General features: G+C 38.2%; 22 protein-coding genes. 11 read left to right on the top strand and 11 right to left on the bottom strand.

Annotation, left to right across the window (positions count from 1 at the left end):
• Positions 1 to 9: 9 nt before the first annotated feature.
• The gene (locus tag DM558_RS02080) at positions 10 to 1,854 is read right to left on the bottom strand and encodes an AAA family ATPase (protein ID WP_127161833.1); all 1,845 of its coding nucleotides are present in this window, start codon (positions 1,852 to 1,854) and stop codon (positions 10 to 12) included.
• Between the two features lie 296 nt (positions 1,855 to 2,150).
• On the opposite strand from DM558_RS02080, the gene DM558_RS02075 reads away from it, so the two are divergent.
• Positions 2,151 to 2,534 carry a hypothetical protein gene (locus tag DM558_RS02075; RefSeq protein ID WP_127161832.1) on the top strand — a complete coding sequence of 128 codons (384 nt, stop codon included), beginning with the start codon at positions 2,151 to 2,153 and terminating at the stop codon, positions 2,532 to 2,534.
• A 119-nt stretch (positions 2,535 to 2,653) separates the two neighbouring features.
• Positions 2,654 to 3,130 carry a tetratricopeptide repeat protein gene (locus DM558_RS02070; protein ID WP_127161831.1) on the top strand — a complete coding sequence of 159 codons (477 nt, stop codon included), beginning with the start codon at positions 2,654 to 2,656 and terminating at the stop codon, positions 3,128 to 3,130.
• Positions 3,131 to 3,245: 115 nt separating this feature from the next.
• Here DM558_RS02070 and DM558_RS02065 read toward each other — a convergent pair whose 3' ends face one another.
• The 4 genes from DM558_RS02065 to DM558_RS02050 form a co-directional block, all read right to left on the bottom strand.
• The gene (locus tag DM558_RS02065; RefSeq protein ID WP_127161830.1) at positions 3,246 to 3,788 is read right to left on the bottom strand and encodes a hypothetical protein; all 543 of its coding nucleotides are present in this window, start codon (positions 3,786 to 3,788) and stop codon (positions 3,246 to 3,248) included.
• Positions 3,789 to 3,944: 156 nt separating this feature from the next.
• The gene (locus tag DM558_RS02060; RefSeq protein ID WP_127161829.1) at positions 3,945 to 5,009 is read right to left on the bottom strand and encodes a glycosyltransferase family A protein; all 1,065 of its coding nucleotides are present in this window, start codon (positions 5,007 to 5,009) and stop codon (positions 3,945 to 3,947) included.
• Positions 4,990 to 6,096, bottom strand: a complete 1,107-nt coding sequence (locus tag DM558_RS02055) for a DegT/DnrJ/EryC1/StrS family aminotransferase (protein WP_127161828.1) — start codon at positions 6,094 to 6,096, stop codon at positions 4,990 to 4,992. Before DM558_RS02055 ends, DM558_RS02060 begins: the two co-directional genes overlap by 20 nt.
• 41 nt (positions 6,097 to 6,137) lie before the next feature.
• Entirely contained in the window at positions 6,138 to 6,545 is a 408-nt protein-coding gene (locus tag DM558_RS02050; protein ID WP_127161827.1) for a sugar 3,4-ketoisomerase, read from the bottom strand.
• 249 nt (positions 6,546 to 6,794) lie between these two features.
• Here DM558_RS02050 and DM558_RS02045 point away from each other — a divergent pair, with 249 nt between their 5' ends.
• The 4 genes from DM558_RS02045 to DM558_RS02030 all read left to right on the top strand — a co-directional run bounded on the left by DM558_RS02045 (position 6,795) and on the right by DM558_RS02030 (position 10,012).
• Positions 6,795 to 7,475 carry an acetyltransferase gene (locus DM558_RS02045; RefSeq protein ID WP_127161826.1) on the top strand — a complete coding sequence of 227 codons (681 nt, stop codon included), beginning with the start codon at positions 6,795 to 6,797 and terminating at the stop codon, positions 7,473 to 7,475.
• Positions 7,476 to 8,396: a glycoside hydrolase family protein gene (locus DM558_RS02040; protein WP_127161825.1), complete on the top strand. Its 921-nt coding sequence runs from the start codon at positions 7,476 to 7,478 to the stop codon at positions 8,394 to 8,396.
• The gene (locus DM558_RS02035; RefSeq protein WP_127161824.1) at positions 8,393 to 9,337 is read left to right on the top strand and encodes a GNAT family N-acetyltransferase; all 945 of its coding nucleotides are present in this window, start codon (positions 8,393 to 8,395) and stop codon (positions 9,335 to 9,337) included. Before DM558_RS02040 ends, DM558_RS02035 begins: the two co-directional genes overlap by 4 nt.
• Before the next feature lie 90 nt (positions 9,338 to 9,427).
• Positions 9,428 to 10,012, top strand: coding sequence for an LOG family protein (locus tag DM558_RS02030; protein WP_127161823.1), 585 nt, complete (start codon positions 9,428 to 9,430; stop codon positions 10,010 to 10,012).
• Between the two features lie 14 nt (positions 10,013 to 10,026).
• Here the strand turns inward: DM558_RS02030 and pdxR are convergent, their stop codons facing one another.
• Complete coding sequence (gene pdxR, locus DM558_RS02025; protein ID WP_127161822.1) at positions 10,027 to 11,493, bottom strand: MocR-like pyridoxine biosynthesis transcription factor PdxR; 1,467 nt, start codon at positions 11,491 to 11,493, stop codon at positions 10,027 to 10,029.
• A 91-nt stretch (positions 11,494 to 11,584) separates the two neighbouring features.
• Here pdxR and DM558_RS02020 point away from each other — a divergent pair, with 91 nt between their 5' ends.
• Both DM558_RS02020 and DM558_RS02015 read left to right on the top strand, forming a co-directional pair.
• Positions 11,585 to 12,064: a GNAT family N-acetyltransferase gene (locus DM558_RS02020; RefSeq protein ID WP_323368285.1), complete on the top strand. Its 480-nt coding sequence runs from the start codon at positions 11,585 to 11,587 to the stop codon at positions 12,062 to 12,064.
• 42 nt (positions 12,065 to 12,106) lie between these two features.
• Positions 12,107 to 12,835 carry a type 1 glutamine amidotransferase gene (locus DM558_RS02015; protein ID WP_127161820.1) on the top strand — a complete coding sequence of 243 codons (729 nt, stop codon included), beginning with the start codon at positions 12,107 to 12,109 and terminating at the stop codon, positions 12,833 to 12,835.
• Between the two features lie 7 nt (positions 12,836 to 12,842).
• On the opposite strand, the gene DM558_RS02010 is transcribed toward DM558_RS02015, so the two are convergent.
• Both DM558_RS02010 and DM558_RS02005 read right to left on the bottom strand, forming a co-directional pair.
• Complete coding sequence (locus tag DM558_RS02010; protein ID WP_127161819.1) at positions 12,843 to 14,171, bottom strand: chloride channel protein; 1,329 nt, start codon at positions 14,169 to 14,171, stop codon at positions 12,843 to 12,845.
• Between the two features lie 132 nt (positions 14,172 to 14,303).
• Positions 14,304 to 14,651 carry a winged helix-turn-helix transcriptional regulator gene (locus tag DM558_RS02005; RefSeq protein WP_127161818.1) on the bottom strand — a complete coding sequence of 116 codons (348 nt, stop codon included), beginning with the start codon at positions 14,649 to 14,651 and terminating at the stop codon, positions 14,304 to 14,306.
• A 105-nt stretch (positions 14,652 to 14,756) separates the two neighbouring features.
• On the opposite strand from DM558_RS02005, the gene DM558_RS02000 reads away from it, so the two are divergent.
• The gene (locus DM558_RS02000) at positions 14,757 to 15,089 is read left to right on the top strand and encodes a TIGR04076 family protein (RefSeq protein WP_127161817.1); all 333 of its coding nucleotides are present in this window, start codon (positions 14,757 to 14,759) and stop codon (positions 15,087 to 15,089) included.
• A 57-nt stretch (positions 15,090 to 15,146) separates the two neighbouring features.
• On the top strand, positions 15,147 to 15,659 hold the full coding sequence (locus DM558_RS01995) for a GNAT family N-acetyltransferase (protein WP_127161816.1): 513 nt from the start codon (positions 15,147 to 15,149) through the stop codon (positions 15,657 to 15,659).
• 31 nt (positions 15,660 to 15,690) lie between these two features.
• On the opposite strand, the gene DM558_RS01990 is transcribed toward DM558_RS01995, so the two are convergent.
• Positions 15,691 to 16,254 carry a hypothetical protein gene (locus DM558_RS01990; protein WP_127161815.1) on the bottom strand — a complete coding sequence of 188 codons (564 nt, stop codon included), beginning with the start codon at positions 16,252 to 16,254 and terminating at the stop codon, positions 15,691 to 15,693.
• A gap of 341 nt (positions 16,255 to 16,595) precedes the next feature.
• Between DM558_RS01990 and DM558_RS01985 the strand changes: the two genes are divergently transcribed.
• Complete coding sequence (locus DM558_RS01985; protein ID WP_127161814.1) at positions 16,596 to 16,997, top strand: DUF805 domain-containing protein; 402 nt, start codon at positions 16,596 to 16,598, stop codon at positions 16,995 to 16,997.
• Between the two features lie 100 nt (positions 16,998 to 17,097).
• On the opposite strand, the gene DM558_RS01980 is transcribed toward DM558_RS01985, so the two are convergent.
• Together DM558_RS01980 and DM558_RS01975 are read right to left on the bottom strand one after the other, a co-directional pair.
• Complete coding sequence (locus DM558_RS01980) at positions 17,098 to 17,583, bottom strand: hypothetical protein (RefSeq protein WP_127161813.1); 486 nt, start codon at positions 17,581 to 17,583, stop codon at positions 17,098 to 17,100.
• A 139-nt stretch (positions 17,584 to 17,722) separates the two neighbouring features.
• Positions 17,723 to 19,120, bottom strand: a complete 1,398-nt coding sequence (locus DM558_RS01975) for a phosphatidylinositol-specific phospholipase C (RefSeq protein ID WP_127161812.1) — start codon at positions 19,118 to 19,120, stop codon at positions 17,723 to 17,725.
• Positions 19,121 to 19,130 lie beyond the last annotated feature (10 nt).

Genomic DNA, 19,130 nt, shown 5'->3' with positions numbered 1-19,130 from the left:
CCTTAATCGTTATACTTTGTCATTAGATTCTAAAATAAATTTAACCAGCTTTAAAATTTGCTCATCTAAATCTAGCTTACTGTAATCAGCCTTATTACGCGATATATACATCTCTGCCACCTTTACTTTGTCTGCTGTAGGTGTAGGTGCATCTGCTTTCTTTTTCTGTTTAGGTATATATTTAAGCAAATTACTCCAATCACCTTTGCTTTCTAACGATTCGGCTGATTGTGGATGTACGGCTAAAACACATTGCTCTACTTTATCATGGTCTAAATAGTTTTCTATTTCTCGGCCTTTGGTAATCCATGCAAAACCATTACCCTGATTAAACTCATCACATAGACGTTGTTTAGTGAGATTAATTTCATCATCCTCGGAACTCTTATCACTATCCATGACAATAACCGCATGAGTATTTAAGCTTTTCAAACTAATTAATTCTTCTAGTGCTTCTTCTTGTTCATCTTGAAAACTACCACACAAATGGCTAGCTAAACGCCCGCCATAAAACATAATGCTGTAATGAATACCTTCGATTAAATCAGAACGTTTGCCCTTAATCCAATAATTAATATAAGTTCTGTCCGATGGGCCTTCTACCCAAATAATACAGTTTGTTTGTAATAGATCAGAGGCTTTATAGCCAAGGCTTTTACAAATCTCTGTTTTTTGGCGATCGGTGGTAATCACCTCCACATGGGATTGCCCCTCTTTTAACGTTACATGAAAAATACTAGCATCCTCTACTGCATCCAACAGATGAGCCGAATGGGTTGTGAATAAATATTGGTTACTCGTCTTTTCAGCTAAGTAACGAACTAATTTACGTTGTAATACAGGGTGTAGATGTAATTCGGGTTCTTCAATACAGAGTACGGTTTCATCAAGCATCGTAGCTGCTGCTGCAATAATAACCACCTCATGTACACCTGTGCCGAGCGATTCAAGCGGTAAGGTTTTATCATCCATATGTACCAAAATCATATCTCGGGCATAAGGTATTTCTATGCGGGCACTTGTATTCTCTAACACCGTTTGTGCAAATCGATTAATCGCTTCAAATTTATGCTTATCTTGTTGTTGGGTATAATGAGGATTTTGAATCTTAGCCAACTTATTGATTAAACCTAAGCCACTAAAATCATCTTCTTTTTCTTGTTCAATTAAAGCGACTTGTCTAATTGCAAGAATTAATTTAATAGTGGGCCATTGAGCATTCACAGGGTAATAGGCTAAGTTTTTACAAAGCGCCATTAACAATTCTTTATTTATTTGATCATAAGTTTTACCTAATACCCAATTTATTAAACTACTCCATTCTCGCTGTTCGAAAGAATCTTTAATAGTTTCATAATTAGGATATATAAATTTCGGTTTCTTTACTAAACCATCATTGAAAACTGACCAAATTAAAGAATGATAGATAGGAAAAACAATATCAAATAGCCTTTTTAGTAAATCTTCAAAATAGACTAATTCTTGATCATTATTTCTTACTTGATTATGTAACCTATCGAAGACACGCTGAATAGAAAAAACCTTTTCTTTAAACTCATCAAATGTTACTGGAAAAGCCAGTTTATATTCTATGCCCTCTTTTTGTAATGGGTAATCTTCTTCTAAATAAGTATTCTCAAATTTATCATGAAGTTCACTACGAAAAGTTGTTTTATATTCATTATCTATATTTTTTATTAAAGTTCCCGTTTGCTCATGTAGGAATTTAATAATGTTCGATTTACCCGAATTATTTTGACCAATAATAAAGTTTATTTTTTTTAACGGTGCAATTAGGGCTAGTTCATTACCAAAGCTTCTATAGCCTGCAAAACCAAAACCTTTTAACTGCATATTCACTCCCTTGTACTGAATAAAAAACTATCTGCATTATCAAACCTACCGATTAAACAGTCAACATAACAAACCCCTTTCCAATTAAACGACCTGCCTATACAATAGTGGGGCTGTAGCAAAATCTATAGCATGGGCTTGCGTAGCTTCGCCTGTATTTTATGGCGGGCTGTGTACGGGACACTCTTCGGAGTGTGCCGATTCCGCTGGTTCTCGGTCTGCCAACCTGTGCACAGTTCCGCCTCCCTAATTTTGAGGGGAGGTTTTCTTCTAAGGAAACGTACAGGAGTGGTCAAATGGCTAGAATACCTAAATCAATTAAACAATCTCGAACAACGAAATCTAATCCAGAAAGCAGTCAACCATCAGGTTTAAGCGCTTTACTTGAGCAGACAAGTTGTTTTGTTCCGTTTAATCTTGTTTCTCAATGTGGTTATGATCGGGTAATTTATTATAATGCGAATGCTTCGCCTGATGCGTTGTATCGCTGTGCCACGGAGAGGTTAAAAGCTGTATTACAGTTATTGGATTCAATTCATGAGTATGGTAGCAGTGAAGCCGACAGTTTGCGTGCGGTGTCTTCTGTGTCTGCCTTTTTATTAAATGATGCGTTGTGTATGTTGGAGGAATTTAACCCCGTTGCCGAAAGGTTAAGAGCCTCTAACACTGCTCGTAAGTAATTTCTTTGATTGGCTTTTTATGCAGTAAAGCCAATACTTTTTCACTATTTGGTTATTTGTTTTTCAAGCATGGCTCTTTTACAATGATTGCAATATTAACGAATAGGGTTATTAGAGCAATGATAAAACGTTTTGTTTTTTTGTTAGGGGTGTGTCTACCCTGTTATACGCTAGCAATGTTAACCCCCGATGAGATGATTGCGCAGGCGGATGAGTCGTTTAGTCAAGGGCATTATGATACGGCAGTAGCGTATTACTCCCGTGCAGCAGAGCGTGGTAATAGAACAGCACAGTTGCAGTTAAGTTTGTGGTACTTTTCAGGTAAAAACTCTGCCCCTAATCTTAAGTTAGGACAGTTTTGGTTAGATGAGGCATTAAAACCACGTACAATCAGCGAGGCCGATTTGGTAGGGGTAAGTTATATGGCAAGCTTTTACCAATCAGGCATTGGTTCTGACTTAGCAGTCGCTTGGTTGCTACAAGGGGCACAGCAAGGCGATGCACAGGCAAGTTATTTGCTATTGCAATGGTATGGAGGGGTTTTAGGGAGTGGTAATTTGAGTAGTTTGGTATTTGAGTGGTTAAACACGCGGTAAGCGGTAGGTTTAAAAATTAGTCCATTTAATAAAAAAAAGTTAAGTAGCCAAAATAATACCAAGTCTATTAAAAATTTATTATTCCAGCTACTTAACCTACTACAAACTTAAAAAATTATTTATCTGCTTGTTGTTGCTTAAACTTTTGTAAATTGCTTTCATGTTCAGCTTTTTTAGCTTGAAGATCTTTTTTATCTTGAGCTAATTTGCTTTTAGTTTCTTCGTGTTTTTTATTCCACGCTTCTTTGTTTTCTGCACGTTTGTTAGCAGCTTCTTGTTTTTTAGCTTCAAAGTTCTTTTTGCTGTCTTCGCGTTGTTTTGCCCACTCTTCTTTAGTTTTAGTTGGCTTATTTTCCGCTTCATGCTTTTTAGCTTCTAACTTGCTTTTAGCATCTTCACGTTTTTTGTTCCATTCTTCTTTGTTTTCGCTACGTTTGTTAGCAGCCTCTTGCTTTTTAGCTTCAAGGTTCTTTTTGCTTTCTTCGTGTTGTTTTTTCCACTCTTCTTTAGTGTTTTTTTGTTCGCTCGCTACACGATCTTTAGTTGTTTGTTGTTGCTGCTTGATCTGATCTTTTAGCGTTGGTGTGTTAGTTTCTTGTGCATAAAGAGCTGTACTTGCAAATGCCAATGCTAATAACACAGGGAAAGTCTTTTTCATTTTTAAAAATTACCTTATAAAATAAAACATATAAATTAATTATGTGAATTTATAGTAGCAGATTATTTTTTTATTAAAAGCGTAAGATTGTTTCGAAAAATATCTTACTAGTTGAAAAGCCATAAGAAATATATGGTTTTTTTATGGCTTTGTGTTTTATTTGTATTGTGTATAGTGAACACTTTGTTGTTGTTTACGTTTTTCTTTTTTAGCACGTTGGTAGGAAAACTTGATAAAGCCTAGCAGTGTCACTCGTGTTTTACGTTGTTTCTTTCGTTTGTTAAAAATAAAACGTTGAAAAAAAGTAGTTTCATTTTTAATAATATTGGATTTAATTTTTTGTTGGATACGTTGTTCTTTTAGTAGTGATGCTGCCCGTTCATTTATTGCAAAAAGGGGCATGTACTCTTCAAAGCTTTGTTTTCCAATGGTGTAGTTCATCCAGTTAATCAATATTTCTGGATTAGGTCTTTCAGGCCAATAACGATCAAGGTATTCGATAACAGTTTCAATTTGTCTTGTTAAGTTTTTATGGATGTTGGTTTCATGCATACGATAGAATACGTTACCTTCTTTAATCACTTTGAATGTGAGCTCTGGATGCCGCTGCATGTATTTGAATATTTTGGTTCTGAGTATAATATCGTCACCTATCATGTCTTCGTCATAACCACCAATGGCATTGATGATGTCTTTTCTAATAACTGAGCCTTGTATGTAGAAAGCTCCGAACTCACGATATTCTAGCTCAAGGAGATCATCAATAGTGGGGTTATTTAGTTCATGTGATACAAGGTCAAGCCGGCTAGTATCGACCATTCCTTTGTCATCAATAAAAATCGCTTTGGTTGAAGCTATAAACCCCATATCGGGATTTGCATTCATTTCGTTAATTTCAGTCCGCATAGCGTCGGCATTAAATGTATCATCTAGCGAGGTAAAGCTAATCAGTTGCCCTTTAGCTTTTCTGATCGCGTTATTGATATTCCAACCAATTTTCCCAGTGTTAGCTTGAGCTATTATCTCTAGCGGATAGGGAAAGTCTTTTTTTATTTCTTCGAGTAGTTCAACGCTGTTGTCTTTTGAGCCATCATCCACAACAACTACTTCAACATTTTCGTAGCCGATGTTAACAATCGAATCTAGGCATTCTTTTAAAAATTTACTATGGTTATAGCCAAGACAACAGAAAGTGATTAAATTAGTTTGCGGTAAATTCATTAACTTTCTCAACAATCATTTTTATGTCTTGCTCAGCAAGAACAGGGCTGATAGGAAGTGATAATACTTCACGGTGTATTTGTTCAGTAATAGGTAGTGAAAGATGATTCCACTGACTATAGCATTGTTGTTTGTGAGGGGGAATTGGGTAGTGGATCAATGTTTCTACACCTTGTTTATGTAGGTATTCTTTTAAGTTATCTCGGTGTTTGCTACGAATCACAAAAAGATGCCATACATGAGCGGTTGGAATACGCACAAAAGGTAATGTAATCGCGGAGTTATTAATTTGTGTTAGGTATTTTTGTGCTACTCTTTGGCGTTGCTCTATTTCTTGGTTTAGGTACTTGAGTTTAACGCTTAACATCGCAGCTTGTATTTCATCTAAACGACTGTTGCTACCTTGGTAGATATTTTTGTATTTTTCTTGTGACCCGTAATTTCTTAGAGCACGTAGGGTGTTGGCTAGTTCGTCATCGTTGGTTGTTACAGCGCCTGCATCACCTAATGCACCTAGGTTTTTACCTGGGTAGAAGCTAAAACCTGATGCATCACCAAAACTACCTGCTTTTTTGCCATTTATTTGTGCACCATGGGCTTGGGCACTGTCTTCAAGCACGAGCAGATTATGTTCTTCAGCAAGAGGAATAATTTCTTCCATCGGGGCAAGTTGCCCATAGAGATGAACTGCCAGAATAACTTTAGTCTGTGGAGTAATGGCCTTTTTGATACTTTCAATATCGAGGTTGTATGTTGCAAGGTTCGGTTCGACCAATACGGGAGTTAGGTTGTTTTCTGTAATAGCTAGAATAGAGGCAATGTAGGTGTTGGCAGGAACGATGATTTCGTCGCCATCGGTCAATTTCCCCTGCTCTTTCCATGCTTGTAGCACTAGAATGAGGGCATCTAGCCCATTAGCAACACCAATAGCGTGTTTAACGCCACAGTAAGCTGCAAATTGTTGCTCAAACTGTTGTATTTCCTTGCCTAGTAAGTACCAACCTGAGTCGATAACTCGTGAACAAGCTTCTTTTAAGTCTTGTTGGTATTGTTGGTTGATTTTTTTTAAATCAAGAAAAGGAATCATAGTGGTTTAACATCCTTACGTTATCGTTATAACGTTTGCAGTTATTTTTTTTCAACACCATAAACACGAAGAAACTCATCATAATTTCTGATGTAATCGCTTTCATCATAAAGGCTATTGGCTAGCACCATGAGAACGCAGTCTTCAGAAAAATCGTACATTTCTCGCCAAATACAAGAGTCAATTAGCAGACCTTGGGCGGGGTTATCGAGCATTACGCTGACACGTTCAGAGCCGTCATCCAATAAAAAAAAACAGGAGCCGCGCACTGCCACCACTACTTGTTTTAATTCCTTATGTGCATGCAAGCCCCTACGTACACCGGATGTGGTATCAAATAAATAATAAACGCGCTTAATAGAAAAAGGGATATTATGTCCTTCTTCTAAAGCTATCAAAGATCCCCGTTCATCACCATGCATTTGTAGAGGTAAAAATTTTATTTCCATCGAGTTAAAAGCAACCTATATTGCTGTATTTACTAAGCTATATTAACAGACAACACAACTTTTTTAAATGTCATAATGGTCTATTGCTCATGTAAAAATATTTGGCATCAGTATAGTTAATTAAGCTCGTATAGCCCTTGTATTTCTTGATTTTTTAGAGTAAACGGTACTGGGTAAAATTTGATTTATACAGTAAAGCTTATATAATAACATGATGAAGTCATTGCTTTTTACTTTAAGGATAGGCCTATGAGTGAGCGTAAAAAACTAATTATAATTGGTATGGGGGAAACTGCGTGCCTTGCCTATGAGTACTTTACTCATGACAGTGAATATGAGGTTGTAGCTTTTGCTGTCGAAGGTGCTTACTATACACAACCTACATTTTACGATTTGCCTGTCTGTCGCCTTGAAGAGATTCAAACTCATTATCCTCCTAATAAATTTACTGCGTTTGTAGCGCTATCTTCTGGAAGGCTTAATCGAGATAGAACTAAGTTATACTTATCACTCAAAGAAAAAGGTTACCAACTGGCCTCTTATGTTAGTTCTAAAGCCTTTGTTTGGCATAATGTAAAAATTGGGGAGAATTGTTTTATCCTTGAAAATAATACATTACAGCCTTTTGTTGAGGTTGGGAACAATGTCATTTTATGGAGCGGTAACCATATTGGGCATCGCTCAAAGATATTAGACCATTGCTTCATCACATCACATGTTGTGATTTCAGGATTCTGCACCGTTGGTGAATACAGCTTTTTAGGTGTGAATAGCGCAATAGCAGATAATACAACACTCGCTAAAGACAATTTTATTGGTATGGGTGCTGTTATTAATAAAAATACTGATGAGAACACTATTTACACTGGCAATCCTGCACAGCCCTCAAAATTATCAGCTAAAAAGTTTTGTAAAGTTAAGGAATCATAGATGAAGTGGGAAAAAAAGGGGCTTATTTATTGCCCTCAAGGTATTCATGGGTGGGATGTTAAGGGCTTTCTTACACCCAATCCTTTTCTACTTAATGACGATGTCATCAGAGTATATGGTTCAATCCGGGATAACAATGGCGCGGGTAGAATTGGTTATGTTGATGTCGATGCCAAAAATCCTAAAAACATCATCGCTATATCAGAAAAACCAGTGCTAGATCTGGGTGAAAAAGGTGCATTTGACGATAGCGACGTCATATTGGGCGATGTTATTAGGGTCGATAATAAAGTATATATGTATTATGTCGGCTTTCAGCTAGTTCACAAAGTCAAGTTTCTTGCTTTTTCAGGGCTTGCTATTAGTGTGGACAATGGGCAAACATTTAATCGCTACAGTAAATGCCCCATTATGGACAGAGCTGATAATGCCCTTTATATAAGGGCTATTCATTCTGTTTTGAAGGAAGGTAATACTTTTAAAATTTGGTACTCTGTTGGTAATGATTGGCAAGTAATTAATAATGTTCTCTATCCTAAATATGATATCCGCTATACCGAATCTGATGATGGTATTAACTTTAACGATAATGTAGGGGTTTCTTGTATTCTTCCTAATGAGCAAGAATATAGAATTGGCAGACCCAGAGTCAGAAAAATTGATCATGGGTATGAAATGCGCTATACGTCTGATACTTATGAAAAAGAGTATAAAGCAGGCTATGCTGAATCTAGCGATGGTACTCACTGGGAAAGAATGGATCACAAATCGGCGCTACAACCTTCTGAATCAGGGTGGGATGGTGAAATGGCTTGCTATCCAGTCATAATAAAAGCACAAAATAAAACCTATATGTTTTATGACGGTAATGGAATGGGAGAAACAGGCTTTGGATACGCGGAGCTTTTAGAGAATAAATGAGCATGACTATAACCGTACAACAATATTCAACACCTCACAAAAGTGATTGGGATAACTTTGTTCAATCCTCAAAAAATGCCACGTTTATGCTTCAGCGTGACTATATGGACTATCATGCAGATAGATTTAACGATATCTCTTTAATGTTTTATGAAGATACAACATTAATCGCTGTCATGCCCTGCTCTTACAATGAAAACCAAGCATCAAGCCATGCTGGGCTTAGCTTTGGCGGCATCCTTACCAATAAAAAAATGACAACTGCTAAGATGTTAGCTTGCTTTGAATCTATGAAATCATTTTTCAAAGAAAAAAATATTCATAAGCTAATCTACAAGTGTATACCCTCCATCTACCACGCCTATCCTTCTGACGAAGATCTCTACGCTTTATTTATTAATGAGGCGAATCTTATTAGGCGAGATGTAGCAACAGTGGTCTACTTGCCTGAAAAAATAAAGTTTTCAAAAGGAAAGAGATGGGGCATAAGCAAAGCCAAACAAGCCAATGTTGAGGTAAAGCAATTCAATAATTTTCAGCTTTTTATCGAGTGTGAAAACCAAATTCTTGAACAAAAATACAACACCAAAGCGACTCACTCAGCCGATGAAATAAAACGACTTGCTGAAAGCTTTCCAGATAACATAAAAATGTTTGGCGGCTTTATCAATAATGAATTAATGGCAGGTACAATCATTTATGAAACGCCCTTAGTCGCACATACACAATACATTACTACCACACCACAAGGTAGAGATGTAATGGCTCTCGAGCTAGTCATGGACTACTTAATTAATCATCATTATGTCAATAAAAAATACTTTAGCTTTGGTATATCAACTGAAAATAATGGAACCATTTTGAATAATGGATTAATTGCACAAAAAGAAATGTATGGTGGCAGAGCAATTACCCATGATTTTTATGAGCTATTGATCTAGAAGATAAATAGATAGTCTACCTCTCAACAAAGAGACTACGCCAGATCTTACAGTTCAAGTATAAGCAGCTCTTATCAAAAGAGAAAAATAATGAAACGTATTTGTATATTTTGTGGATCAAATAAGGGGAATGACCCTGTTTATGCTGAGCAAGCAACGCTTTTGGGGCAAACACTGGCCAAAGCCAACATTGCCCTCGTTTACGGAGGCACCACAGCAGGGCTGATGGGGATTGTGGCGGATGCAGCACTGGCTGCCGGTGGTGAAGTGATTGGAATTATCCCTGAGCGTTTAGCTGAAAAATCAGCAATGACACATCAAGGGTTAAGCCAGTTATTGGTGGTAGAGTCAATGCATGCACGAAAGGCTAAAATGGCAGAGTTAAGTGATGGTTTTATTGCTTTACCCGGTGGTATCGGTACGTTTGAAGAGTTGTTTGAGATGCTGACATGGTCACAATTGGGTTTTCATCATAAACCCACGGGCGTGCTTAATATTAAAGGGTTTTATGACCCACTTATTCAGTTTTTAGACAGTGTCATCGCAGCACAGTTTATGAAGCCTGAACACCGCCAGCTATTAATTAATGAGGCTGAACCCCTTAAGCTATTAGTGAAAATGCGCCATTATCAAGCGCCTACCGTTAATAAATGGTTTGACCGCCCTGCTACTTGATTTAGTAATGGCCGCTATAAAATAGTGGCCAGTTGCTTAACTCCCTCAATTATTTGTTGCTCTGTATGAGCAGCATAGCCTAATAAAAGCCCTTGTCGATCGATCGGTTGTTGGCAATAGCGTGATAACGGTTGTACGCCTAACCCTGCCTCACGGCATTTGGTGATAGCGTCCGCCTCAGCTAGGCTACCCCGTAACCAACAAAGGAGATGAATACCCGAGTCAGCCGCATGTATTGATAATTTATCGGGGAGATAACGTTGTATGGCGGCAATCAGTACTTTTTGACGCTGAAGGCAAGCTGCACGAACGCGCCGTATATGTCTGGCATAATGCCCTTCAGCAATAAATAATGCCAAGGTGGCTTGGTCTAAGAAAGCACTACATGTATCCGCATAATATTTGGCCACGGTAAAAAACTCGGTTAACTGGGGGGGAACAATTAAAAATCCTAGTCTAAACTCGGGAAACATCATTTTTGAAAAGGTTCCTGCATAGATAACCCGCTGATATTTATCCAGCCCCTGCAGTGCTTGGATAGGATGTGTGGTATACCTAAACTCACTGTTATAGTCATCCTCCAAAATCCAAACTTCTTTTTCTGCCACCCAATCTAGTAAGGACAGGCGACGAGGCAGACTTAACATTCCTCCCATCGGAAATTGATGTGAGGGGGTAATAAAAATCAGTTTGGGGTCGGGGCAGATCTGTTTGCCTTGTTCAATATCCATGCCGTCCTCATCATTAGGAATGCTTTGAACATTTGCTCCTGCAACGGTAAATACACTCAAAGCACCATCATAGCCGGGGTTATCTAGCCACACTTTATCGCCTTTGGTTAATAGCACTTGAGCAACAAGGTTCATGGCCTGCTGTGTGCCATTGACGATAATCACCTGCTCTGCTGAACAGTTAATGCCTCGTACAGAGCGAACATAATCACTGATATTTTTGCGTAAAGGGAGGTATCCTTTAGGATCCCCGACACTACCTAAAGATTTTCTAGTTTGTCGCCATGCTCTACCCAACAAGCGCCCCCAGATTTCATGGGGGAATAGATCAACACACCCCACTCCCACATTAAAGAGCTTATGACGTCCCAGTTGAGGCTGAGTTTTTTGCCATAATGAATGAACAGCTTCCATCGCTGGACTAATAGTTAGCCTAGAGACCCTGTCGTTACAAGCTTTGCTAGACCCATTGGGAACAACCACAAACTCATCTGGAATAAGCGCTGTAACGTAAGTCCCCGAGCCAACCTTTGAAATAAGATAGCCCTCATCAAATAATCGCTCGAGCCCTGCTAAGACAGAGTTTCTTGAAACAGATAACATTTCTGCAAGCCCACGACTGGAAGGGATTCTCGCGCCTGCTTTTAAACGCCCCTCTAAGATAGCATCTTTAATGGCGAAGTAGACCTGGTCTTTAATAACACCTGATTTGATAATAATCGTGGGAAAGGTCGATTGTTTATTTTTCATTCAATACTCAAAGTGGTACCTATCAATAGTTAAAAAGTGTATCTTAATAAAGGCCATAAGAATAGCTTAAACTTTACGCCAAGTAGTTTAAATTATTCATTGGGAGATTGTTTATGAGCCACAAACATCAGCTGTTCAAGTAGATTTTATTAAAGAAGATGAGTATCAACAATGGCTACCTCATTGGCAAAGTTATCAAGCTTTTTATCAGGTAGATTTATCTGATGCGATTACCCAAACCACATGGGCAAGCTTTTTTGATACTAAAGAGCAAATCTATTGTGCCGTGGCGAGAGAAGGTAATAAGATGTTAGGGTTTGTGCATTTCTTGTATCATCGATCAACATGGGCGATGACGGATTATTGCTATTTAGAGGATTTATTTGTTGCCCTAGAAGCACGAGGAAAACATATTGGCAAACAATTAATCGATTTTTTAGCGCAAGACGCTAAAAAACATGACAGTGCCCAGTTATACTGGCACACTCAACAAACCAATACTACCGCTCACCGCTTATACGATTGGGTAGCTGATAATCCAGGAGTTATTGAGTATAGAATGCCACTGTAAAATAAACATATCCCCTACCTTGACGAACTTAGGAGTATTAAGATGCACATACACTTTATCATCCATGAAAGTTTTGAAGCGCCCGGTGCTTATGAGACATGGGCAAAAAACGAGGGACATCACATCACCTACTCTCGCTTATACCAAGGAGATAGTCTACCCCAATCAATTGCCCCCTTCGACTTTTTAATCGTGATGGGTGGGCCCCAATGCCCCGCGACCAGCCAAGCAGAATGCCCTCATTTTAACACCAAAGCAGAGCAAGCTATCATTGCTACAGCAGTGAATGCTGGCAAAGTAGTGATCGGTATTTGTCTAGGCTCACAACTTTTAGGCGAGGCGCTAGGAGCGACGTTCGAGCACAGCCCAGAAAAGGAAATCGGTAAATTCCCTATTACTCTCACGGAGGCAGGCAAGGCTCATGCATTATTCTCACATTTTGAATCTCCTCTGTCTGTCGGTCACTGGCATAACGATATGCCGGGGCTAACCCCAGAAGCAGAAGTGATTGCATACAGTGAAGGGTGTCCTCGTCAAATTGTGGCTTATGCTCCTCTTGCCTTTGGTTTCCAATGCCATATGGAGCTTACTCATGAGGTGGTTGAGCAACTTATTGCCCATTCACAAAATGATCTCAGCCGCGCTGCTGAGTTTAAGTTTGTCGAAAGCGCCGAGAAGTTACGCACACATAGCTATGATGAGATGAATCAGAAGCTTTTTAGCTTCCTTAATAAACTCAGTGAACGCTATATCGCCACGTTAAGCACATAGTACCTGCTTAATGTTTAATCACTTGTGCCACTAGAGTTTTTGGCATATTTTTGATGGCCCTATGTGCAAGGTCGTGATAAAAGCTCACATGAAATACTCTGGCAGTATTGCTGGCTAGATAAGCGGCAATTAAGGCTGAGAAAATCATCGAATGACCGTTAGTCATTTCAATAATGATAAAGGTTGCTGTGAGGGGTGCACGAGTGACACCTGATAATACAGCAATCATACTCAATGCAAGAAGTAGACTTTGCCATTGGGGATCAACAAGCCCTGTAAAACAATTGCCTACTGCCGCCCCCAATGAAAGGGAGGGTGAGAAAATCCCCCCTGGAACACCCGCTAAAGAAGACAGTAAAAAAGCCATAAATTTAAACGGCATGTAATACCAAGGGAGAACTACTTGGTTGTGAAGCAATTGATTGGTCATCTCCGCACCACTACCAAAAATAGGGGCGAATAGTCCACACATTGCTAATAGTAAACCGCAGACAGTCACAAAGTAATAGGGATGATTTTTCTTAAAACAAACAACACTTGCAGGGAGCCAAAGACTTGCTTTAACAACTAGCCATGAAAATAAACCACCCACAAGCCCACCAAAAATAACCACAAGTAGCAAGATAGGCAGTACTTTGGGACTAATATCCATAAAAGCATTGACACTGCCAAAGTAGGTTTCTTTGCCATTGCAAAAATGTGCAGTTAACCCTGCTAAGATAATAGCGAGTACAATGCGGGCGGCTGTTTTAGACTCAACATTCTTCCACATTTCTTCAAAAGCGAACATAATACCTGCCATGGGGGCATTGAATGCGGCAGCAATGCCCGCTGCACCGCCCATCATAATCAATTGGCGGCGAAGAATGGCATTATCAAAGGGTAAAAAACGCCGAAAAGAGTACATGATGCTAGCACCAATTTGTACCGTTGGTCCTTCTAAACCGATCACAAAGCCAGAACCAATACCTATAATTAAAGCAAAAAATTTAGCAGTGGCTAATTTTAAGTTAACAAACCAATGCACCTGTTCGGGGTGTTGTGTCACTCTTAAAGCAGCGATGGTTTGTTGAATGCCACTGCCCTCCGTCCCTGCGCCCACTTTTTTCATAAACCATGTTAAAAATATCCCACCAATGGGAATACCAATAAAAGGCCACCAAGGGTATTGTTGTGTAATGGATGAAAAAAGCTCAAATGAAAAGATGGCCCCTCTCGACAACAAAAAGGCAACAAGCCCTATCAAGATAGCGCCTAGCCACCAGACCAGATAATACCAATTGAAGGGAATTTTCTTTTTTAATAGTCGGTTAAGCTTAAGTGGGCGTGTTTTCATCTAGATAAGTCGATTAAAAATAACAGTGGCTAATGATTATTTTTTGACCTATTTTTTTACAAAATGTTCGATTTTTTATTGAATAAATAGACTTCTTTATTATTGACTTTAATTTTGTGTATAGCGAGTTTATCATGATCTAAGTATCGCTCTATTTTTTTCACCCCACTCACACATAGCTTCCATCAGAGGATACAGTGACCAACCTTTATCAGAAAGCGAGTACTCTACCTTCGGGGGAATTTGTGGGTATTCTTTACGGGTAATCAGGCCATCTGTTTCAAGCTCTTTTAGCTGTACACTCAAGGTTTTGTAAGAGATTGATCCGATCATGCGTTGTAACTCATTATAGCGTGCTACCTTCACCTCTACTAACCAATACATGATAACCATTTTCCATTTCCCGCCAATTACTGACAGGGTATAGCCAAAGGGAGTATCTTGTAATGACTTGATATTTTTAAATTCTTTCATGCTCATTTTATACTTTCCTTTTAGTTAGTATGAGATAAAAAAGTGCATACTTGTTTATTTATTAGTGAAGTATACAATAAAAAATATTAGCCAACTAGGGAGATTAATGTGATGAAAAAATGTAAAATAGAAGTACTTAAAACCACCTTCGATGAAGAGCTTGCTAAAGAATATGGTTGCAAAGGCCTAGGTAAATGCCCTATGCACGAAGTAGGTGATACCTTTTCGGGCGACTTTGCTAAGCCTGATGGATTATGTGATGAGGCGTGGAAAGCTATGTATCAGTATGTTTTCGCCCTCTCTCACGGTAGCGATATTTTTTACTATGGCGACTGGATTGATAAACCCGGTGTTGCTATTTGTAGCTGTAACGATGGTATTCGTCCTGTTATTTTTAAAATCTCTGCCACTGAAGAAGTTTCTACTCCCCCCCAGCAATCATAAAGAATACGCTATTTATTGCACTCTTGCTTGTGTTGCGCCACTATTGGAAAAAAGACTATGTTAATTCGACCTGAACGAGAAAGCGAATTCGACCAAATTTATAACTTGGTAAAAACTGCTTTTGCAACTGCCCCTGTAAAAGATGGAAATGAGCAAGAGTTTGTGAATACATTGCGTAACAGCGACCGATACATTCCTGAATTGGCGCTAGTCGTTGAACAAGATGCGCAATTAATAGGCCATATGATGTTAACAAAATTGCTCATTCAAGGAGATTTTCAATCGTTTGAGTCGTTATTATTAGCGCCTATCGCCATTGTACTTGAGCATCGAAATAAAAAAATAGGTGCCATGCTCATTGAAGAGAGTTTTAAACGTGCTCAAGCCATGGGGTATGCCAGTGTGTTTGTAGTAGGAGACCCCAAATATTATCACCGTTTCGGGTTTCGCTCTGCCCTGGAGTTTGGTATTGATAACGTTGAAGCAATAGAGCATCAATATGTGATGGCACATGCCCTTTCACCCAATGGATTAGAAGGCAAAGCAGGGAAAGTTAAGTTGATACCATAATATTTAGAGGCCAACGGCCTCTAAATACTTGTTATTTTGGTGCAGATATAACTTGTGTAGCCATTACATTAATATAATCAACAAACGCTTGATTAAGCTTAGTAATTGTAGAAGGATCACTGGGAGTGTCTATATAAATAAAAACCACATAAACACCATTGGTCAAGTAGGCATTAAATGCTTTATAACCATCCATTGCGTTACTCAAATAGCCTTCTACAACATTGGGTAAGATACCTTGCCAATTAAGTCTTGCACCAACTGGCATATACGCTTGCTTATCTTCTTGATAAATTTGCTGACTATCTGGCATTTGATAGACAAGTATACTACCAATATCTTTGTTAATTTGATTAAAAACCCCTTCAATATAAGAAATATCAGTTTTAACAAAACACCCCACACTTCCATAGCCAGGAGAACTGCTCGTTAAATTTATTTGGAGATTTTGTTTATTGGCGAATAACGCCGCCAATGCAGCTTTATTAAAATGGTCAATAATATTAATACATGGCGTATCATCAGCACTGTAGGCGTAAGATGTGGTGGTTATTAAAACGGATAATGCCATATTTTTAAGTAACTGCTTATTCATTTTCCTTATACCCCACTCAATACAAAACGTTATAGTCAATTTATAAGCCAAACCCTATTCAAAAACTATTATTGATTAGTCTAAGATCATTGTGTTTATGATCCTCTTTAAGTATTAATGCCATTTTTGTGAGATCAATCATCCAATTACGTTGTATGAGAGACTATTTTAATACAAAGGTTAGTAACTCAAATAGGTATTCACTTCATATTAATTATTTAAAGCTTATCAAACCGTCCTTAGGTATTTAATATAAATCAAACCCCTCTCTTTACTAAATTGTAACTTTAAATTACAATTCAGTAACTTCAACGCATTTTAATTATTAAAGGAGTTTTCAAATGCATTGGTATTTAGGTGTTTTTAAAAAATACGCTGACTTTTCAGGCCGCGCTAGGCGTATGGAATATTGGATGTTTAACTTATTCAATATTATTATTTTAACTGTTTTGTTTATCTTAATGTTTGCTTTTGTTGATGGTCAGACTCAACAGTTTACAACTATGTCAGCAATTTTTGGTATTATTTTGGTTATTTATTGCCTTGGCACAATTCTACCAAGCATAGCTGTTACCGTGCGTAGACTCCATGACACTGATCGTAGTGGGGCTTGGTTTTTTATAAACTTTGTTCCTTACATTGGCGGTTTAGTATTACTCATTTTTATGTGCCTAAATGGAACTCCTGGCAGTAATCGTTTTGGCGAAGATCCACTCGCAAGTTCTAACGACAATTTAATGTAATATTTTAGTTATATCGTCTAATCAAAAGAGAGGCTTACTTAATAAAGTAGGCCCTTTTTATATTCAGCACACTCAATTAAATAAATTATGCTTATCTGTATCACGATGCAGATATTTGATGAGCTGGCAAATTTTCTCCCCCTATTTGAAAAAAAGATAACTGATAACCAAGTATATCTTCTTTATTTTCAGGAATATGAAATTGAATTTCACACGGATGCTCTGGAAACTGTAATTTTAGCTTTGCAGTATAAATTTCTTTAAGCACTTTACCTAAAGCAACTACTTTGTCACTCGTTACTTGTTCATTACAATGAATATCGGCGATGTGAAGGTGATTAACAAGACACTCTACAGAGTAGCGCGTAGCTCCTTCCTCCCCAGCCCAACTATTGAGATAATCTGCTGTTAGCCCTTCTCGCACAATATAGCCATCAATCCATTGAAACGTTGGCCAAAATAATGTGCAATAACCCACGGCTAAATCATAACGCCCCATACAGCCAATCCAACTTTCTAAGTCAATGCCTGCTCCACCATTCCATGCGCCTAGCTCTTGCTGCATACTTTCAGGGATGTCCATCATAAGCTCTATCTACTAGTAAAATAATATAATCATATCATAGCAAAGGGCTTGTTTAATTAAAGGGTCTCTTCATACACTCTAAAAAAAGACACTAACTACGTTAATAGCCAGTACCTTTTGGTTAATAACACATCAAATCTTAAGAGAACAGTGGATTAATAAAGTTTTTATCAATGATTTTGTCTATGGTCATCATAATTGCTGGAGTCTCTGGAAAATCTATAACAACAGTTCCGACAAACGAGTACTTAGCAATTGCACTGATTAATTTATTATTCATTTCTTTTGCAATACTTTCTGGTGTGGGGTCTACGATAGGAGTACCCGCTGCACTGGTAAAGTTAATAAACCATAAACGTGTATTTTTATCTTTATTGGCTGCTTCGGCCATCAGCTTGCTAAATGCTTGCCATTTATTGTTCACTGAACTGTATTTATACTCATCTTGAACACGTAAATGGCCTGTTGTGAATGTAGCATTGTCTGTAAAATCAGCATAGATACCGAGTTTCTTCGGTGCGGTAGAACCTGAAAGATCAAAACGGCGAATTAAGATAATCTTTCCTTTTGCTTGTGCTAACGTAGGAATAGTGTCTTCTAAGTACCATATATCAGGGGACTGATCCATATAGACTTTTAGGGTTTCGTAAAAAGAGCGTGTATTCGTCTCCTTATCTGCATCGCTATGTTCTTCCTTTACCTGCATAATAAGTGTTTCGGTAGGATTGTTGGCTAAAAAGTCCCTACACTCTTCAAGCAAGTCTCTAAAATACAAGTTCATATAAAACGAACCATGATGGATCGTAAACATATCTGAAATATGGTGGCATCGCACATCTAAATAACGAATCCCTGCACGTAATTGTTCAGCGATCGTGAGTGATTGTGTTTTTGCATAATCTTTCTCAATACCACTGGCGTAATACGTTCCTGTATCATGCGTACCTACCATATTTATTTGATCCAAATACAGCGCTTGATTTAATTGACCCATCCAAGCCGATTGGGTAAGAACCTGTAAAATATCTACCTTATTAACCGAATTACCACCACGATGACAGGTTAAAGCTATCCTTTGTCGCTTATTGTCGTATCCCTCTAAAACAGCACGGTGATTTTGTATATACTTAGCCGTTATTCCTCCAAACCACCAGTTATTTGCTAGTCCACTACTACCTTGTGCAATGACTACATTATCAAAATAATAATCAACCAATTGATTATTTTTACTCAGTTTAAGTTCTAAACGCCCGCTGAAGGCAAAATTTAGTTCATCCGCCGTGTGTCCAAAGGTTGTATTAGAGGTTCCATCTATTTGACGATTAAACCAATTAGCAACACTCGAAGAGCCTTTTCGCCCTACTCTAAATGTTAGTTTGCCATCAGCGCCACACGTTAATACGCTACCAGCTTTAACATCCGTTGGTTGATTACTCGTCACCGCGCCATCAATTACTTTATAGCGACCATTGACCAGCTGATACCCCATAGGCACAGTGAGATACAAATCATTATCTCTCATTACTGCTACCATCATTTCCTCCTTT

The organism is Entomomonas moraniae (assembly GCF_003991975.1).
Lineage (GTDB): Bacteria > Pseudomonadota > Gammaproteobacteria > Pseudomonadales > Pseudomonadaceae > Entomomonas > Entomomonas moraniae.
The sequence above is the reverse complement of the archived record's forward strand: the minus strand, read 5'-3'. Positions and strand labels throughout refer to the sequence as shown.